At 63.9% G+C, this 16,492-nt stretch carries 11 protein-coding genes and 8 pseudogenes; 9 read left to right on the top strand and 10 right to left on the bottom strand.

Annotated elements, in window-relative coordinates:
- Positions 1 to 21: 21 nt before the first annotated feature.
- Positions 22 to 1,330 (bottom strand): annotated as a pseudogene (locus HWX36_RS36145) (IS701 family transposase).
- Here HWX36_RS36145 and HWX36_RS37725 point away from each other — a divergent pair.
- Complete coding sequence (locus HWX36_RS37725) at positions 1,288 to 1,650, top strand: reverse transcriptase domain-containing protein (RefSeq protein WP_175958495.1); 363 nt, start codon at positions 1,288 to 1,290, stop codon at positions 1,648 to 1,650. The pseudogene HWX36_RS36145 and the gene HWX36_RS37725 sit on opposite strands and share 43 nt — an antisense overlap.
- Here the strand turns inward: HWX36_RS37725 and HWX36_RS36135 are convergent.
- Positions 1,647 to 1,955: pseudogene (locus tag HWX36_RS36135) on the bottom strand (integrase core domain-containing protein); the annotation flags it as partial. The gene HWX36_RS37725 and the pseudogene HWX36_RS36135 overlap by 4 nt on opposite strands.
- A 96-nt stretch (positions 1,956 to 2,051) precedes the next feature.
- Positions 2,052 to 2,945: a cyclopropane-fatty-acyl-phospholipid synthase family protein gene (locus tag HWX36_RS36130; RefSeq protein ID WP_175958494.1), complete on the bottom strand. Its 894-nt coding sequence runs from the start codon at positions 2,943 to 2,945 to the stop codon at positions 2,052 to 2,054.
- Here HWX36_RS36130 and HWX36_RS36125 point away from each other — a divergent pair.
- Positions 2,889 to 4,079 carry an acyl-ACP desaturase gene (locus HWX36_RS36125; RefSeq protein WP_175958493.1) on the top strand — a complete coding sequence of 397 codons (1,191 nt, stop codon included), beginning with the start codon at positions 2,889 to 2,891 and terminating at the stop codon, positions 4,077 to 4,079. The two genes, HWX36_RS36130 and HWX36_RS36125, sit on opposite strands and share 57 nt — an antisense overlap.
- A 115-nt stretch (positions 4,080 to 4,194) precedes the next feature.
- Here HWX36_RS36125 and HWX36_RS36120 read toward each other — a convergent pair whose 3' ends face one another.
- The gene (locus tag HWX36_RS36120; protein ID WP_175958492.1) at positions 4,195 to 8,679 is read right to left on the bottom strand and encodes a MupA/Atu3671 family FMN-dependent luciferase-like monooxygenase; all 4,485 of its coding nucleotides are present in this window, start codon (positions 8,677 to 8,679) and stop codon (positions 4,195 to 4,197) included.
- 88 nt (positions 8,680 to 8,767) lie between these two features.
- On the opposite strand from HWX36_RS36120, the gene HWX36_RS36115 reads away from it, so the two are divergent.
- Positions 8,768 to 9,763, top strand: a complete 996-nt coding sequence (locus tag HWX36_RS36115) for an NAD-dependent epimerase/dehydratase family protein (protein ID WP_175958491.1) — start codon at positions 8,768 to 8,770, stop codon at positions 9,761 to 9,763.
- On the opposite strand, the gene HWX36_RS36110 is transcribed toward HWX36_RS36115, so the two are convergent.
- Positions 9,738 to 10,817, bottom strand: a complete 1,080-nt coding sequence (locus HWX36_RS36110; RefSeq protein WP_175958490.1) for a cupin-like domain-containing protein — start codon at positions 10,815 to 10,817, stop codon at positions 9,738 to 9,740. The genes HWX36_RS36115 and HWX36_RS36110 overlap by 26 nt on opposite strands.
- On the bottom strand, positions 10,814 to 11,446 hold the full coding sequence (locus HWX36_RS36105) for an aspartyl/asparaginyl beta-hydroxylase domain-containing protein (RefSeq protein ID WP_175958489.1): 633 nt from the start codon (positions 11,444 to 11,446) through the stop codon (positions 10,814 to 10,816). The genes HWX36_RS36110 and HWX36_RS36105 overlap by 4 nt, the downstream gene beginning before the upstream one ends.
- Before the next feature lie 30 nt (positions 11,447 to 11,476).
- Here HWX36_RS36105 and HWX36_RS36100 point away from each other — a divergent pair, with 30 nt between their 5' ends.
- From HWX36_RS36100 to HWX36_RS36090, 3 genes are read left to right on the top strand one after another with little or no spacing between them, the layout of a single operon-like run.
- Complete coding sequence (locus HWX36_RS36100) at positions 11,477 to 11,737, top strand: phosphopantetheine-binding protein (protein ID WP_175958488.1); 261 nt, start codon at positions 11,477 to 11,479, stop codon at positions 11,735 to 11,737.
- Between the two features lie 24 nt (positions 11,738 to 11,761).
- Complete coding sequence (locus HWX36_RS36095) at positions 11,762 to 13,000, top strand: beta-ketoacyl-[acyl-carrier-protein] synthase family protein (protein ID WP_175958487.1); 1,239 nt, start codon at positions 11,762 to 11,764, stop codon at positions 12,998 to 13,000.
- Positions 12,985 to 13,941, top strand: a complete 957-nt coding sequence (locus tag HWX36_RS36090; protein ID WP_175958486.1) for a DUF6206 family protein — start codon at positions 12,985 to 12,987, stop codon at positions 13,939 to 13,941. The genes HWX36_RS36095 and HWX36_RS36090 overlap by 16 nt, the downstream gene beginning before the upstream one ends.
- An 18-nt stretch (positions 13,942 to 13,959) precedes the next feature.
- Here HWX36_RS36090 and HWX36_RS36085 read toward each other — a convergent pair.
- Positions 13,960 to 14,379: pseudogene (locus HWX36_RS36085) on the bottom strand (IS110 family transposase); the annotation flags it as partial.
- A gap of 195 nt (positions 14,380 to 14,574) precedes the next feature.
- On the opposite strand from HWX36_RS36085, the pseudogene HWX36_RS36080 reads away from it, so the two are divergent.
- Positions 14,575 to 14,757 (top strand): annotated as a pseudogene (locus tag HWX36_RS36080) (IS3 family transposase); the annotation flags it as partial.
- 78 nt (positions 14,758 to 14,835) lie between these two features.
- Here HWX36_RS36080 and HWX36_RS36075 read toward each other — a convergent pair.
- Positions 14,836 to 15,307: pseudogene (locus HWX36_RS36075) on the bottom strand (hydrolase); the annotation flags it as partial.
- Between the two features lie 310 nt (positions 15,308 to 15,617).
- Here HWX36_RS36075 and HWX36_RS36070 point away from each other — a divergent pair.
- Positions 15,618 to 15,899 (top strand): XapX domain-containing protein, encoded by a 282-nt coding sequence (locus tag HWX36_RS36070; RefSeq protein WP_175958485.1) that lies wholly within the window; start codon positions 15,618 to 15,620, stop codon positions 15,897 to 15,899.
- A gap of 74 nt (positions 15,900 to 15,973) precedes the next feature.
- Positions 15,974 to 16,174 (top strand): annotated as a pseudogene (locus HWX36_RS36065) (IS701 family transposase); the annotation flags it as partial.
- An 8-nt stretch (positions 16,175 to 16,182) separates the two neighbouring features.
- On the opposite strand, the pseudogene HWX36_RS37505 reads toward HWX36_RS36065, so the two are convergent.
- Both HWX36_RS37505 and HWX36_RS37500 read right to left on the bottom strand, forming a co-directional pair.
- Positions 16,183 to 16,323: pseudogene (locus HWX36_RS37505) on the bottom strand (IS630 family transposase); the annotation flags it as partial.
- Positions 16,324 to 16,361: 38 nt separating this feature from the next.
- Positions 16,362 to 16,492, bottom strand: a pseudogene (locus tag HWX36_RS37500) (IS630 family transposase); the annotation flags it as partial.

The following is a 16,492-nucleotide window of genomic DNA, read 5'->3' as shown; positions in this document are numbered from 1 at the left end:
CTAGTACTACAGCCGTAGATGCTAACTGACAGGCGGGGCAAAACCACGGCGCCGGTAATGGGACTGTTGCGCGCGCCACTGGTGAATACGTCGCCAAATTGACCATGCAATCACATGATCAATCGGGTGGACGGCGCGCCATAACAAGCGGCACAGCAGTCGACGAATTTCCTGCGGGCTGAGGGGCATCATGCCCTCAGGAGTTTTTTTTACCCTCGATCCGAAGGGTGACGAGTACTGCATGTGCCAGCAACGCGAGGGTGATGTGGCGGTACCACCCGCGCCATCTACGCGCCTCATACTGATCCAGACCGCACTCCCCCTTGGTTGCCTCGAAGCCAGTTTCGATTTCCCACCTGCGTCCCGCGACATTCACCAGAATCTGCAGTGAAGCTTTACTGCGTGGAGCGTAGACGACATAGTAGGCATGCTCGCGCTTTTCATCCAGACTGCGCCGTACCAGCAGGTAATGGCCAAAGCTACGTTCCTCGGCGGTGATCTGCAGCCTCCATAGTGGTGTCATTGCCCAATCGTACAGACGTTCGCCTTTGGCGCCCGCGCCAGCCGACAGGCGCTCCCATGCCGTTGACTGCAACGCTTCGGCTATCTTGTCTGCGCGAACGTACTTCGGCCCTTGCCACCATAGCGGCTCATTCTTTGCTACTGCCAGCACGAAGGCCTGCCCGCGTGACTCGAGCCACAACCGCAGGTCACGGTCACCACCATAAACCTCGTCGCCTGTGACCCAGCCGCATGGCAGACCAGCATCCAGCGCACGCTCAAGCATGCCGCGTGCGAGCCGTGGCTTCGTTGCAAACTCCAACGTCGGTGGGATGCCGGCAGCTTTGCAGCGAGCTGGGTCATCGGTCCATGCCCGCGGCACATACAGCTCGCGATCGATGAATGCACTGCCGCCGTGACCGGCATAGCAGAGGAATACGCCGACCTGGCAATTCTCGATTCGGCCCGCCGTGCCGCTGTATTGGCGTTGAACGCCGGCCGAGTGCTCACCTTTCTTGACGAAACCAGTTTCGTCCACAATCAGCACTGCATCATGCTCGCCGAGTCATTCAACCACGTATTTGCACAGCACATCACGCGCGGCATCGGCGTCCCATTGCGCCCGCTCGAGAAGGTGTTGCACGCCGTCCGGTGTTGCCTCGCCAATCCATTCGGCAAGTTGCCAGCCGTTCTTGCGCTCGACTGTGCCCAACAACCCCTTCATATAGGCCAGTGAGCGCTGCCGAGGTTCGGGGCGTCTGAACAGGTGTCCGAGACGTTCATGCAATGCGTACAGTTCACGTTCCCACGATTTCGCAATCGCCCGCATCGGCTTATACTCATGCAGTAGTACTGAACAACTATAGCAAAAAAATCTACGGCTGTAGTACTAACCTGTTCTTGCATTACGCGTTCGATCAATGGATGTCGCGGAACCATCCCGGCGTCCTGTTTGAGCGTTACGCCGACGATGTCATTTGCCATTGCAAGAGCGAGGCGCAGGCCGAACAATTGCGAGCAGAGCTCGATGCCCGGCTTGCGGCTTGCAAACTACAGCTTCACCCGGAGAAGACCAAGATCGTCTACTGCAAGGACGATAACCGACGCGTAGTGAACCGCCCCGGTAATCGCGGAGGCTGGTTGGTTTAAGTTAATGCTGGTTCATCGGCAGGTATTTCAAGTTGCCGATAGTAGTTTGCCTCAGCTTCAGCGGGCGGGATATAGCCAAGCGGTTCCATCAACCGATGGTGATTGAACCAGGTCACCCATTCCAGCGTTGCCAGCTCGACGGACTCCCGTGTTTTCCAGGTGCGGCGATGTATCAGTTCAGCCTTGTACAAACCGTTGATGGTTTCCGCCAGCGCGTTGTCGTAGCTGTCGCCCCGGCTGCCGACCGAGGGTTCGATGCCTGCTTCGGCCAGCCGCTCGCTGTAGCGAATGCTGACGTATTGGGCGGATTCAACCGGCCGTCGCGGTCTGGGAACGGGCGTCGCGCGCCCGCTGGTCGCGCCGTTCGATGTCGCCGTCGGCTCGGTACTAACCGGTCTTGCTCACCGCGGATGATCCGGAGCCTTGTGCGCAGGCGTCGCCGGCCCGATCGCGACAAGCGTCATCCGCAGCAAGCCCAACGCACCTGTCTTGAACGCAGCTGCGGCAATCGCGAGATAGCGTTCGTAGTTCCGGGTCGCTTCCTCGCCAACCAGCTCGACCGCCTTCTCGCGCCGCGCGGCCAACCGGGCGGCCCACAGGCGGCAGGTCTTGAGATAGTGAAACCGATCGTTACGCAGTGCGGCGATTTCGAAATGCAGTTCGCTCGCGCGCAGGATTTCCGACGCGTACGGCAATTCGCTCTCCCGAAAGATCGTGGTCGGGACGAACGTATCGGTCGTCTTGCCGGGATTGACATAGGCGATCGTCTGCAGCGAAATCCGGCCGCCCGGCCGCAGATTGCGCCGGCAGAACGCGAAGAACTGCCGGTAGGCGGCGAGACGGCGCTCGTCCGACATGTCGCGCGTCGCGAAATGCTCAAACGCGCCGATCGAGATGATCGCGTCGTAGGGTTCCGCCGGGCGATGGTCTTGCCACGCTTCGAGACGCACCGACGTGCCCGCTACCGCGTCGCGCGCGATGCGCGCCGCCTGCGTTCGGCTAAGCGTCAGTCCGACCGCGGATCCCACACCCGTCCCCGCGAGGCGACGCAACAGCGCCCCCCAGCCGCATCCGATGTCGAGCACCCGGGCCGCGCCGGCCGCATGGGCCTCGGCGATATGGTGATCGAGCTTGCGCATTTGCGCGTCGTGCAGATCGTCGCTGCCGTCGAACAGCGCGCACGAATACACCATGTCGCGGTCGAGCCAGAGCGCGTAGAAATCGTCGCTGAGATCGTAGTGTTCGCGAATCGCCTGCGGGGTGGTCCCTACCTGGACTTCGTCAACCGTCGTCATGGTGGCTCCGGATCGCGCGGCTCTCGGGCAGCCGAGGGAGCCGCCTCGTCAATCGATGATCGCCGACGATCGGGTCGGCACTCGATGAATGTCTTTACACGGAATGTCGATGCGATTTTGCATCATACTATCCCTTTCACCTGCAGGTGGAGGAACCCGATGCGCGATGCAACGCCCGTTGACGCCGCCGCCGTGAAGACCACCCGGGATGCCGACCGGGTACGCGACGTGCTTGCTTCCCTGACCGATATCGCCGATCAGCTGATTGCCTCGCACGAGCAACGCCGCGAGCTGTGGTGGCCCAGCGCACTTGTGCCGTCCGACGACGACGGGCTCGCCACCTTGCGCACCAGGGCGCGCGAACTGAGTCCGGCGTTGCGCGTGGCGCTGGCGGTCAACCTCCTGACCGAGAAGGGCCTGCCGCACTTTCACCGCGTCGTTGCGCAGTGTCTCGGCGAGAGCCCGGCATGGCGGAAATGGAACCACCTCTGGACCGCGGAGGAGGATCGCCATGGCGCGGTATTGCGCGACTACTGCCGCGCGTCGCGATTGTTTCCGATGCAATCGATCGAACAGCGGCAATTCGAATACTTGCGACAAGGATTCAGCCAGCCGTTCGACACCAGCCCGTACCACATGCTCATCTATGCGACGGTGCAGGAGCGCGCGACGCAGGTGGCCTACGGCCGGATTGCCGCCGCCGCGCGCGACGAGCCGACGCTCCATACGCTGACGCAGCGCATCGCCGGCGAGGAGGCGCGGCATTACGCGTTCTATCGCCAGATCGTCGCAGGCATCATCGAGGCGGATCCCGAGGCAGGCATCGAGGCGGCCGTCACGGTGCTCGGAGATTTCGACATGCCGGGCAAGAGCATCCCCGATTTCCGCGACATGGCGGATGTCGTGCGGCGCGCGGGCTTCTACGGTCCCGACGATTTCATCACGATCGTCGAGGAGCAGATCCGATTCTGGCGCATCGCCGAGCTGCGCCTGAGCGGCACGGCCGAACAGAAGCAGGCGCACCTGCTCGATCTACCGCGCCGGCTGTCGCGCATCGCGCGCTTCTTCAACGAGCGGCTTGGCCCGAAGACATTCTCGTTCGATTTCCTGAATCACACGTCATTCACCGCCTGATTGCCAAGGCGGCACGCCGCCTTGGCGGTCGTGCAGGCCACGCGTTCAGCGCACGCGTGGCCTGCACCGCCATCACCTTCACCGTCGGCGTTCACGCCGCACCCCTGCCGCGCGATCACGCGTCCTGCACCGCATCGCTCACGCGCGTCCGGCCGGTGATCGCGTGATAGGCATCGGCGAATTCCTCGGCGGCCCACATCAGATCCTTCGGATCGTGCGCGGCGGAGATGCACAGGCGGATCATCGCCGCGCCGCGTGGCACCGAGGGGTAGAGCACCGTATGCACGAAGATCCCCCGATCGAGGAGCGCGGACGACAGGCGAACGCAGTCGCGGTCGTCGCCGATCGGAATCCGGATCACCGGCCCGTGGTGGCCCGTGACCGGCACGAGCCGCTGACGCAGCTCGAAACGCACCAGCTCGGCGTTGCGGGCGACGACCTTCACGAGATGCGGCTGCTCGATCAGCACATCCAGGGCGGCTGACGCCGCAGCCAGTGTCGGCGGGGCGATCGCCGCGGTGAAGAGGACCGTGCGGCCGTGATAGCGCACGTACTCGATCACGTCGTGGTCACCCGCGATCCAGCCGCCGATCGACGCAAGGCTCTTCGAGAACGTACCGGCGACGAGGTCCGCCGCGCCGAGCGCGCCGTAGTGCTCCTCGGTCCCGCGCCCGGTCGCGCCGAGCACGCCGAGGCCGTGCGCGTCATCGAGGGCGAGGCGCACGCGATGGCGCTTGCAGACTGCGGCGATCTCGGGCAGCGCCGCGATGTCACCGTCGTTGGAATACAGCCCTTCGATCATCACCATCACCGCGCGCGATTCCGCCAGGATGCCGTTGAGTTCCTGGTGATCGTTGTGACGGAAGCGCTGCAGGCGGCATCGGGCGATGGCCGAGCCGTCGATGATCGACGCGTGCACGGATTCGTCGACGACCAATGTCGTGCGATTGTTCATGAAGGTCGTGACCACCCCGGCCATCGCCTGGTAGCCGGTGGTGCAGATGACGGCGTCCTCGCGGCCGACGAAGTGCGCGAGCTTCTCCTCCATCGCCAGCATCTCCGGCGTCGTGCCGGAATGCACGCGCGAGCCGGAGCGGCCGGTGCCGTCCTCTCGGGCCGCGCGCGCGGCGGCGGCGGTGACGCGCTCGTGCGTCGCGAGGCCGAGGTAGTCGAGCGCGCTCAGGATGAGGATCCGGCGCGAACCGAGGCGGGCATGCGAACCCTCCCAGTGCGAGAAGGGCAGGTAGAACGGCATCAGGTTCAGGCGACGCAGCGTATCGGTGATGTCGAAGCGCTTGGCCGGCTCGAACACGTCGTCGAAGGCCGCTTCCTTCAACGTATGCCGCAGATCCGGGTCGAGTTCGGCGAGCGGATCCGGGCCGGATGCGGGCGGTGCCGCATCCTGGACCTGCGCTTTCGATGGCGCGAGTTTCGGCCCGCGCATCGCGGCGACGGTATCCGACAGGCGCCGGATCGAATCGAGCGCCAGTGGCGACGGCACGCCGAAATCGACGAGGCAGGCCACCTCGTCCACGCCCACGGCCTTCAGCTTGCGCAGCATCCTCGCGGCCGCGGCAGGATCGCCGATCAGGGATGCCCGATCGACGTAGCGCCTGAGCGCGACTTCCACGACCTGCTCGGGCGGCAGCCGGCGCAGGTCCTCCGACTCGCGCTTCCACAGGTCGATTGCGGATTCGAGGTAGGTGGCGAGCGGCGCGCTCACGGCTTCCAGCGCATCGGCGGGGTGCTCCGCCACATAGGTGTGCAGCATCACGCAGACCTGGCCCGTCGCCGGATCGAGCCCCGCCTCGGCGCGTGCCTGCCGATACAGCGCGATGTTGTTCGCGAGGGTCGCCACTTCCTGATGCAGCAGCGCGGTCAGCACGTTGAAGCCTTCGCGGCCCGCCCGCCCGAACAGGTCGCTGCGATGCGTTGCGGTGACCCACAGATTCAATGTGCGCTGCAACGGACGCGGGTAGGTCTGGATTCGTACGTCGACGCCAACGCCATTCTTGCGCGTCACGCCGTCGCCTTCCCAGAGTTGCCGCAACTGGTGCGCCTGCGCGAAGGTGACGTCGCCGCGCGACTGAAAGTGGTCGGGCGCGAGGACGAACGACTGTGCGTCCCAGCCGGTGGCGACGGCAAGATCGACACGCCCGCCGGACAGGTTGTCCACCATCGCCCATTCCTCGGCGACCCGGATCGGATCGTTCAGCGGCATCACCACGCTGCCGGCACGCAGCCGGATGCGGTTCGTCATGCCCGCGAGCGCGGCGCTCAGGACCGACGGTGAAGGAAATAGCCCGCCGAACGGATGGAAGTGCCGCTCCGGCACCCAGACCGCGCAATAGCCCTTGCGGTCCGCGAGCGTCGCCGCATCGCGCACGAAGCGGTAGCGATCCGAGTCGTCCGCCTGATCGGCGGACGCGAAGAACAGGATCGACAGCTCCGGCGCGGCGACGTCCGGGCCGGCCGCGCGCGCGACATCGTGGGCGAGGTCGCGCGGCAGCGCCACGCGTTCCGGTTTCGCCGTCGCGGGCGCCGCGGGCTCGATCGCCATCGCGGGCGTGCCGTCGTCCGGCGCGTCGAGCTGGCCCAATCGACTCAGCAGCGTGTCGAGCGTCGGGTCGTCGGTCACGAGCGTCAGGCCGATGTCGCGGTGCAGCCATTCGCTCATCGTCGAGACGATCTGCACGAGCCCCAGCGAATCGATGCCCAGTTCGGAGAGCCGCGCCTCACGCGGCAGCGCCTCTTGCTCGCCGAGGCGGGCGGCCAGCCGGATCTCGCGCAGCAACACCAGTTCGGTAGTCGCGGGTGCGGTGTCCGACGCATCGGATGACGGTTCGTCGACCGCTTCCGCTTCCGGGGCGGAGCCGTCTTCATGCAGGATTGCCAGTTCGCCCGCCTTCCACATCTCGCGGGTCCGGGCGCGGCGCAGCTTGCCGGACGATGTGACGGCGATCACGCCGGGCGGCGCGAGCACGACGCGATCGAGCATCAACCCGTATTCCCGGCCCAGCCGCGCGCGGATGCGGCGGACGATGGCACCGTAATCGGACGGCTGCGCCTGACGCGGGACCTCCGCGAGGAGCACCACCCGCTCGCCGTCGTCGAAATCCGAAAGCAGTGCGATGCGATCCGGGCGCAGGTCCGGGTGCGCGCCTGCCGCGACATGTTCGAGATCGTGCGCGTCGAAATTGCGGCCGTGCACGATGATCATGTCCTTGACCCGGCCGCAGATGTACAGCTCGCCGTCGACGATCGCGCCGAGATCACCCGTGCGCATGTACGGCTTGTCCTGCAACGGCACCTTGAACACGGCGGCATTGCGCGCGTCGTCCCATCCGAGGTAGCCGTTCGCGATCGACGGTCCGGCGATCCAGACTTCACCGACCTCGCCGTCGGACAGCGTCTCGCCGCTGTGCGGCGAGACGATCGCCACGTCGATCGCGGGCTGGACCTGTCCGCACGAGACGATCTGGCGTCGCGCGGCGTCGCCGTCGACCTCGCGCAGCCTGCCGTGCGCAAGCGCGTCCGGATCGAAGCCGCGCACGCCGAGTCCGCGCGACGGCGCGAGCGAGACAAGCAGGGTGGCCTCGGCGAGGCCGTAGCACGGCCGGATGCTGTCGCGTCTAAAGCCCTGGGGCGCGAAGCGGAACGCAAAGCGGTCCAGCGTGGCCGCCTGGATCGGCTCCGCGCCGCACAACACAGATTGCAGGCTCGATAGGTCGAGCCCGTCGCTCTGGCTCTTCCGGATCATGCGGCTGCAAAGCGCGAAGGCGAAGTTAGGCGCAGCCGTGCCCCAGGCCCGGAAGTGCGAAATGGCCTGTAGCCAGCGGACCGGGCGCTCGATGAAGGCCACCGGTGTCATCACGACGAGTTCCTGGATGTCGGCGTACAGCGCTAGCAGGAAATTGCCGATCAGGCCAAGATCGTGCGACAGCGGCAGCCAGGTCACGCCAATCGCGCCGGGCGGCGGATTCAGCGCGCCGCCGATCATCCGCAGGTTCGTGACGATATTCCGGTTCGTGATGACGCAGCCGCGCGGTTCCGACGTCGAGCCTGACGTGTACTGGAGGAACGCGGTGCCCTCGGCGCGGCCCGGATGCGGTTCGCGATCGAGGCCCGCGCCGCGCTGCTGCAGCTCGCGGGTGGTGAAGAGCCGGCAGCACGTCGCAGCGGCGAACGACGGATCGACGCGCAGGATCGCGTCGATGCTGGCTTCGTCGCCGATCAACAGCGTGGCGGATGTGTCGCGGATGATGGACCTGATCGGATTGAGCCCGGCCGCGACCGCGCGCAGTGGCGGCGGATACGCCGGCACCGGCACCGCGCCGGCGGCCAGGCACCCGAAGAAGGTGCGGGCGAAATCGAGCGGCGACCAGCACGCGACGATCACGTGGCGCGATGCGTCGGCGGGCAGCATGTCGCGGATCGAGTTGCCGACCGCGCGGGCGTCCGCATACAGCGCCTGTGCCGACAGCGTTTCCTGAGGACCGTCGACCTGGCCGGTCGTCAGGAACCGATACAAGGGCCTGTCGCCGCGCTGCTCGCTCGCGCGGCGCAGCAAGTCGATGAGTGTCTGTGGTTCGTTGGCCATGGCGTCCTTCAAGAGCCGGGTTGTCCTATGATAAGCAGGGAGGTGCATGCCGATCCTCTCATTCCTTCAACTCAAGCAAGGGCCTGGAATGCTTGAAAACGCATGTTGCGCGGTGGCAGGGGCAAGCGGGTTTCTCGGCCGGAGAGTGGCGGAACTCCTGCTGTTGCGCGGCGCGGACGTGCGCGCGATCGTCCGGACATCCAGCCAGGTGGCGCCGATCGACACGCTCCGGGTCTTCGCGCTCGATCTCGACGATGCCGACGCGCTGACCACTGCGTTGCAGGGCGTCACGGTCCTGTTCAATTGCATCGGCCACTCGTCCGATTGGGGGCCGTGGAGCGAATTCGTCGACGGCAACGTGGACTCGGTGGAGCGCCTGTGGCGTGCGGCCGCCGCGGCGGGCGTCAAGCGGATCGTTCATGTGAGCACCACCGACGTCTACGGCTATCCGAAGGCTCCGTGCGACGAGCGTCATATGCTGACCGACGTCGGTCTTCCCTACAACCGCAGCAAGATCCTGGGCGAGGCGCTCGCGCGCCGGCTCGCGGCGGAGCTCGGCCTGGCGGTGACGATCGTCCGACCGGCGACCATCTTCGGGCCGCGCAGCCACGACTGGGTGGTGGAACTGTCGCGCGAGCTGCGCGCGCGCCGTGTGCCGACGCTGGACGGTGGCCACACGCATGCCGGTCTCGTGTTCGTCGACGACGTCGCGGATTCGCTGATCGGGCTCGCCGAACGAAGCGAGACCGTGGGCGAGGCGTACAACGTCGTCGATCCGCAGCCGATCGAGTGGCGCCGCTATTTCGCCGAGCTGTGCGAGACCCTGAATGTGCGCGGGCCGAACATCGACATTCCGTCGCCGCTGGCGCTCGCCGCGGCGCGCGCCAGCGAGGCGGCGGCGCGGCTGCTGCGCAGCAAGCGCCGTCCGCTGTTCACCCGGCATATCGCGCTTGTCATGTCGCGCGACCAGCATTACGCGAGCGCCAAGCTGTGTCGTGTGCTTCCCGAGTATCCGCGCGTCGGTTTGCAGCGAGGCCTCGCGCTTACCAAGACGTGGCTCATCCATCATTCCGCGCTTGATTGAGCGTGCGCTGCACCTGCTGCCGATGCAGGAAGCGCAGCACATAGGTGCGGAAATCGTCGTCGTTCCGCTTGAGCAGCTTCTCCCACAGGAACAGCATGCGCAGCGCATAGACCTTCGGCTGCATCGACAGCAGCGTGAAGGTCGCGTTGTTCGCCAGATCGGCGCGAAACTGGCCGACGCGGATCGCGCAGCCGATGTTCAGCGGCTCGAGATTCTCCACCTGGTGCCACCACCACGGCCCGTTGTAGAGCACGTCGCCCGGCTCGAGCGTGACCTCGAAGAACGGCAGCGTCTGCGCGAAGCTGTGACGCTCGGGCGACTCGTCGAGCGGATCGAAATAGGTGGTCGCATAGATGAACGGTCTGCTGGCGACCGGCAGCAGCAGGTGGCGGTATTCCGGCGCCAACAGGCGCCAGCGCTTACGGCCCACGAGGTTGAGGAAGAAGTTGCCCGCGAACGCGCAATGGATGCGGCTGCGCGTGCCCGGGCCTCCGATGAACATGTTCATCGCGTCGAAGCGCTTGCGCAGGCCGTCCGAGCCGAACAACGAGCTCAGCTTCGGCAGGTTGAGGTCGTCGAGCAATTCGGGGTGGTCGATGAAGATCTGCGACACTCCGGCGAGATAGCGAATGTCGTGCCCGCCACGGATGCCGGCAAGCAGGTCGCCCACCGTCGTCTCGCCGAACACCAGCTTGCGGCCGAGGGAGTCGTCGTCGGTGTTGTTGCGCACCACGCGATAGGACGAGTCGCCGCAGAGTTGCGCGAGATAGTCACCTTGCCCCCAGTGCGTGACGGCGAACTCGCCGGCCATCATCCCGCGGATCACGACCGGTATGCGGTAGCGGCGGGTCGCGCGTCGCAATTGCTCGGGTGTGACTGGTGCGGCAAGGATCTCGATCGGGGCCGGGGCATCGCCGTGGTAATTCGCGTGACGCTGGAGGGCGCGTTTCTTGCGTATCGTCCAGAGACGCCCTTCGGCGAATTCATCCTGGCTCAGAAATTCGGCCGCAAACAATGCGTTTTCCACCACATCGGCATAGAGATTCGTCCTCATGCTTGCCCTCCGGGCAGTCCGCGACGATTGACCGATCGATCTTTTTCCAAATCGACAATAAGAACCACGCGACGTTCTTCAGTCCTATTCCAGGCTTCGTGGAAAGCGCGATCGTCGAATATAAGCAATTGACCATTATCCCAGGTTCGAGGGATATTCGAAACGGAAAGTGCAGCGTCTCCGGAAGGAATAATTAGTCCCAGATGGCAGCGATCAACCAGATTGCTGCTGCCCTGGTGGCGATCTATTTTTCCGCCGGCCTCGAGTGCTGCGAATGCTGCATTAATTGCCGCGGGAAATGATTCAATCAAATTTACTGTTTCGGGACACAACTGTCTGGCGGACAGGAAGGCCTGTCGTTCGCGTAGCAGCGGAAGCAGCTTGTGGGGGGCAGGGGCCGCCAGCGGCACCAGCCGCGGGCGGATGAGCGCTTCGACTTCCTGTTGCGAACGCGCCGACAGCGCGGCCACCGAATCGTCGTCGGTGAAATGAAGCCAGGGAATATCGAGTGAGATTGCCTTGCTTAATTCGTCAACAATGATTTGCCATTTTTTGGAGAGTGAATCAATCCCGGGATAACTTGCCGGATCAACCCAACCGATAGGCGGTGTATATTTTGATATCGACATCCAAGCCCCCAGTGTGCGAGACTACACATCATGGACAAGCTCTCAGACCAAGAGATTCTCTCACGAATCGAACGCGTCTTCTTGAAAAGACGTAAATCGACGGATGGTGAATTGAGTCCGGATATGACATTGGAAGATCTAGGGCTCGATTCATTCGACACCGTTGAGATGGCCTTCGCGCTGGAAGAGGAATTCGGCGTGGAGATTCCGGGCGAAGGACTGCGAAACGTCTCCACCGTGCGCGATCTCGTGGTGGTGTTCCGTGATGCGGTGAACGCCTCCACGTCCTGAGGACGATCTCGACGGGATGCGTTCATGACCTTCCGCAAAGTCGTTGTAACCGGGCTCGGCGTCGTCAGCGCGCTGGGTGTAGGCAGCGCAGCGTTCTGGCGCGCGATGAGCAGCGGGCGGCACGGATTCACCGAGCTTGACGCCGAAGGCGGGCTCGGGCCTCTGCGCATCAAGATGGGCGCGCGCATCCGCGACTTCGATCCCGCCGCGCATCTCGATCCGAGGAAGCTGGACCTGCTGGACCGCTTCTCGCAATTCGCGCTGGTTGCGGCGTCCGAGGCGATGCGCGAGGCCCGCCTCGATCCCGACGAATATCCACCGCATCGCATGGGCGTGGTGCTGGGCTCGTCGATGGGCGGACAGACGACGCAGGACAGCAGCTTCCTCGAGCTGTATCGCAACGGCAAGCCACGGGTCAATCCCGGTACAATCCCGCGCATCATGGCCAATGCCGCCGTGAGCAACGTGTGCATGGCGTTCCATTGCATGGGGCCGAGCTTCGCGGTCAGTACCGCGTGCGCATCGTCGAATCATGCGATCGGCCTGGGGATGTCGCTACTGCGCAGCGGCGCGGCCGACATGATGATCGTGGGCGGCAGCGAGGCGCCGTTCAGTCACGGCCATCTGAAGGCCTGGGAGGCGATGCGGGTGGTGGCGTCGGACCTGTGCCGCCCGTTCTCGGCCGACCGCGACGGCATGCTGCTGGGAGAGGGAGCGGGCATTCTGGTGCTCGAGACGCTCGAGCGGGCGAAAGCGCGCGGTGCGACGATCTTCGCGGAAGTGGCCGGGTTCGGTATGTCGGCCGACGCGCGCCACCTGGTGATGCCATCAGTCGACGGACCGGCGCAGGCGATTCGGGCCGCGCTCGACGACGCCGGCCTTACACCGTCGGAGATCGACTATATCAACTGCCACGGCACCGGTACGGTGGCCAACGACGTAACCGAGGTGGCGAGCGTGCGCGACGTGTTCGGCGCGCACGCGGACAAGCTGCAGGTCAGTTCGACGAAATCGATGCATGGCCATGCGCTGGGCGCGGCCGGGGCGCTGGAAGCGGTTGCGCTGGCGCTGTCCATCCACGAAGGCGTGTTGCCGCCAACGGCCAACTTCTCGAACGTCGATCCGGCTTGCGCGCTGGATGTCATCCCGAATGTCCCGCGACGCCATGTGATCCACGCAGCCTTGTCGAACTCCTTTGGTTTCGGCGGCTTGAACGCCGTCCTCGCTCTGCGGCATCCCGAGGCATCGTGTACGACGCGCTGATCGACGCACTGGCGGCATTGGAGCAACGCGTGCAATACGCGCTCGACACTGGCGATCGCACGGGCCTGGATGTGTTGGGGTATGGCGATTCGTCGATCGTGCTGGGATGCACGACGTCCGCCGGACGCTTCGCGTGCAAGCGCATGCCGCCGTTCGCGACGGCCGACGCGAGGCGCGCCTACCTCGACCAGGTTGAGGAGTATGCGCAAGCGTTGCGCGGGCGAGGCGTGACGCTCCTGGACACGCGCGTCTACACGGTCGGCGAGACGGCCTATTGCGTGCAACCGCGGATCGAGCGGCACGCGATGCTGAAGCATGCGTTGACCCGCAGGCGGCTTGCAACGTTGCTCGACATCGTCGCGACCGCCATTACCGACCGCATCGGCCTCGATGCGGACATCACGAACTGGTGCGTGTCGGGCGACGAGCTGGTGCTGCTGGACACCAACACGCCGCTGCTGCGCGACGCGCGGCACGTCAGCACGGCGGACTACACGGTGTTTTTCGCATCGCTGCCTTCCTTCGTGCGAGCGCGGCTCACACCGGAGGTCGCGGCCGCGATGCTCGAGAAGTTCTACTCGCCGCGCGCGGTGGCGCTCGATGTCCTGTGCGGGCTGATCCGCGAGCGGGCAGGTCAGGTACCGTATTTGCTCGACGAAGCGGCGGCGCGATTTGGGCCAGCGATTACGTCCGGTGAACTCCGTCGCTATTTCGTGACCAACCAGACCACCTGGGCACTGTTTCGCCGGCTGCAGCGGCTTCAGCGCTGGTGGAGCAGGTCGATGCGCAAGCAAGCTTATCCATTCCTGCTGCCGCCAGCCAATGCGTTCGCCGGGCACCTGTCGTTGCGCGCGGCGTTCAGCGCCAGCTATGGGTATCGGCCTGCATCGCTTCAACCTGCGGCTGACGGGGCCGAGCCGGAACGGCAGTCGGATTCCTGAGCGGTCGGCGAGGTGCAATCCCCGCAGCTGGTTGACCTGCATAACGCGGATCCGGACCAGTTGCTGGCGCATCCGGTGCAGCGCCAGCATTGCCTGTTAGTCCGCCGATTTGACGGCAACAAAGCGCATGCCGGGACGCAGAGACGCCTCCCAGATCGCTGCCGCGTCTGCCGCATCATTCTTGTTCGACTTGACGAACGGACGCACGAACTGGGCCGCTACGAGCCTGACTTCGTGCCCGAGCGCTGTCAGTTGCCGGGCCCAGGGATGGGCGCTGCCGCAAGCTTCCATGACGATCCGGGCTGCAGGCCGGTTGGCGAAGAATGGCAGCATCTGGTCACGCTTGAGCACCTTGCTGTGAATTCTGCCATCCGGGTCGACAACGTGAATCTGGAAAACGCGCTTGGCCAGGTCGATGGCTATCGTCGTGGGCTCCATGGAATCTCTCCTGGCGGAAGAACGGACAAAGCACTTGTCGCACATCCACACGAGGAGCCGAGAAAGCACGATCAGGCGCTGGAGCGGTCGTTGTGGCGGGAGGCGACCATTCCATCTACTTTGCTCCTACATCAAAAAAATTGATCATACATATTATGTAAAATGATTTACGGATATGTATTATTTCCCCGCCTGCAGACCGGGCTCTTGCAACGTAAGACATGCTGCTATCTCTGGCTGAGTCGCTGGGTAGCAACCTATTCGCTCAAGCAACCGGAGAAGGACCGGAGCCTGGGCTTGCCTGATAGCGGCTATCGGCGAATGTCGGCGTGGCTGGAACTGGGCGAATCGCGCGTGTGGCGAATGTGGCGAGCCTTGTAACTCAACATTCCGCGGCTGCACCCTCGCCGTCGTTGTTGTGGCAACGACATTCATAAGGCTGCGGATTGGATTTCCCACGCCGGCCTGCACCATCCGCTGCATCGCGAAGTCGTGCGCGTCCTTCGACGTGCCGCCCGAAGCGTCGGCGACCATGTAGATCTCGTAGTCGCCTTCGAGCATCGCGCAGAGCGCGAACGTCGTATTGCAGACTTCGGTCCACAGGCCGGAGACGACCACCTTCTTGCGGCCGTTCGCGGCCAGCGCGTCGCGCACCTTCTGGTCGTCCCACGAGTTCATCGACGTGCGTTCGAGCGTCTCCTGGTTCGGAAACACGTCGAGCAGCTCAGGATAGGTGTGACCCGAGAAGCTGTCGCTTTCGACCGTCGTGATCGTGGTCGGGATGTTGAATACCTTCGCGAGCCCGACGACGTTGTTCTTCAGCACCTGGCGATCGATCGACTGCACGCCGAACGCCATCTGCGGCTGCTGGTCGATGAAGATCAGCTGGCTGTTATGGGGGGAGTACTTCAAGTTTCGGATTGCTCATGACGGTCATGTCCTTTGACGCGGATAAAAACTAGCCTGCCTCGCCGGCAAGCCGGGAGGCGCCCAATGCGCTGTGCCGGGAGGTTCGCCTGCCAGCCGTTGTCATTCAATACGCGAATTCATGGTAACGCCACTTAATCAATTCAATTAATAAAATACCTAAATTCATCCATTAAAAGATCTTAAAAAAATCGAATCGAATGATCGCATCCAAAAAGACCTGCTACGCTATCGAATGAATTCAGGATTGCCGGGCAAAACGGTAGTCATCCGTATTTTTCACACGGTTGTCATTCACTTATATCCGAATCATGAAGCCGTATATTTCGTCGCTGCTTGCCGGCATTCTCGCCGGCGCGGTCTATTACCTGATCGGCGTGCAATCGCCCGCGCCGCCCACGATCGCGCTGGTCGGCCTGCTGGGCATCCTTGCCGGCGAACAGATCCTGCCGGTCGCACGAAGGATGCTCGCAGGCATCCACTTGAGAACCGCGTGGAGCGAGGCGAAGTGCAGCCAGCACATGTTCGGCCCCCTGCCCGGCGCCCAGGGATCCGATGCCGCCGCGAAGCAACGTCAATCGACACCGTCGTGACCCACGGCGACTAGTACTACAGCCGTAGATTTTTTTGCTATAGTTGTTCAGTGCTACTACATGAGTATAAGCCGATGCGGGCGATTGCGAAATCGTGGGAACGTGAACTGTACGCATTGCATGAACGTCTCGGACACCTGTTCAGACGCCCCGAACCTCGGCAGCGCTCACTGGCCTATATGAAGGGGTTGTTGGGCACAGTCGAGCGCAAGAACGGCTGGCAACTTGCCGAATGGATTGGCGAGGCAACACCGGACGGCGTGCAACACCTTCTCGAGCCGGTCATGATCGCCCCGCGCGAGACCCCTTCGTCGAGCAGCAAGATCAACCGCGCTCGCCTCACTTGGCCGACTGCCATCGTTCGGCTGCGCTGCATCGACAGCAGTTCTTCCCGCTCGGCTTCGCTCAGATTCATTTTGCCCATGCACCATTAGATCAGTGCAATTTCATTGGTTCAATGGACTAGTCCATTGAACCGGATGAATTGCACCGGATGCGCCGAGTTGGATCGGAGTACTTCCACTTCAACGGGGCGGCCTGCTTGTTGTATTGGCGGATGTAGCGCATGAGCTTTTTGTCGAGATCCTTGGTGC

It is taken from the genome of Burkholderia sp. BCC0405 (assembly GCF_902833075.1).
Lineage (GTDB): Bacteria > Pseudomonadota > Gammaproteobacteria > Burkholderiales > Burkholderiaceae > Burkholderia.
This window is presented reverse-complemented; position numbering and strand designations above follow the sequence as displayed.

Excerpts from the sequence above, each read along its gene's own strand:
- HWX36_RS37725 (WP_175958495.1), top strand. The coding sequence starts at position 1,288 with ATGCGTACAGTTCACGTTCCCACGATTTCGCAATCGCCCGCATCGGCT.
- HWX36_RS36130 (WP_175958494.1), bottom strand. The coding sequence starts at position 2,945 with ATGACGACGGTTGACGAAGTCCAGGTAGGGACCACCCCGCAGGCGATT.
- HWX36_RS36120 (WP_175958492.1), bottom strand. The coding sequence starts at position 8,679 with ATGGCCAACGAACCACAGACACTCATCGACTTGCTGCGCCGCGCGAGC.
- HWX36_RS36115 (WP_175958491.1), top strand. The coding sequence starts at position 8,768 with ATGCTTGAAAACGCATGTTGCGCGGTGGCAGGGGCAAGCGGGTTTCTC.
- HWX36_RS36110 (WP_175958490.1), bottom strand. The coding sequence starts at position 10,817 with ATGAGGACGAATCTCTATGCCGATGTGGTGGAAAACGCATTGTTTGCG.
- HWX36_RS36105 (WP_175958489.1), bottom strand. The coding sequence starts at position 11,446 with ATGTCGATATCAAAATATACACCGCCTATCGGTTGGGTTGATCCGGCA.
- HWX36_RS36100 (WP_175958488.1), top strand. The coding sequence starts at position 11,477 with ATGGACAAGCTCTCAGACCAAGAGATTCTCTCACGAATCGAACGCGTC.
- HWX36_RS36095 (WP_175958487.1), top strand. The coding sequence starts at position 11,762 with ATGACCTTCCGCAAAGTCGTTGTAACCGGGCTCGGCGTCGTCAGCGCG.
- HWX36_RS36070 (WP_175958485.1), top strand. The coding sequence starts at position 15,618 with ATGAAGCCGTATATTTCGTCGCTGCTTGCCGGCATTCTCGCCGGCGCG.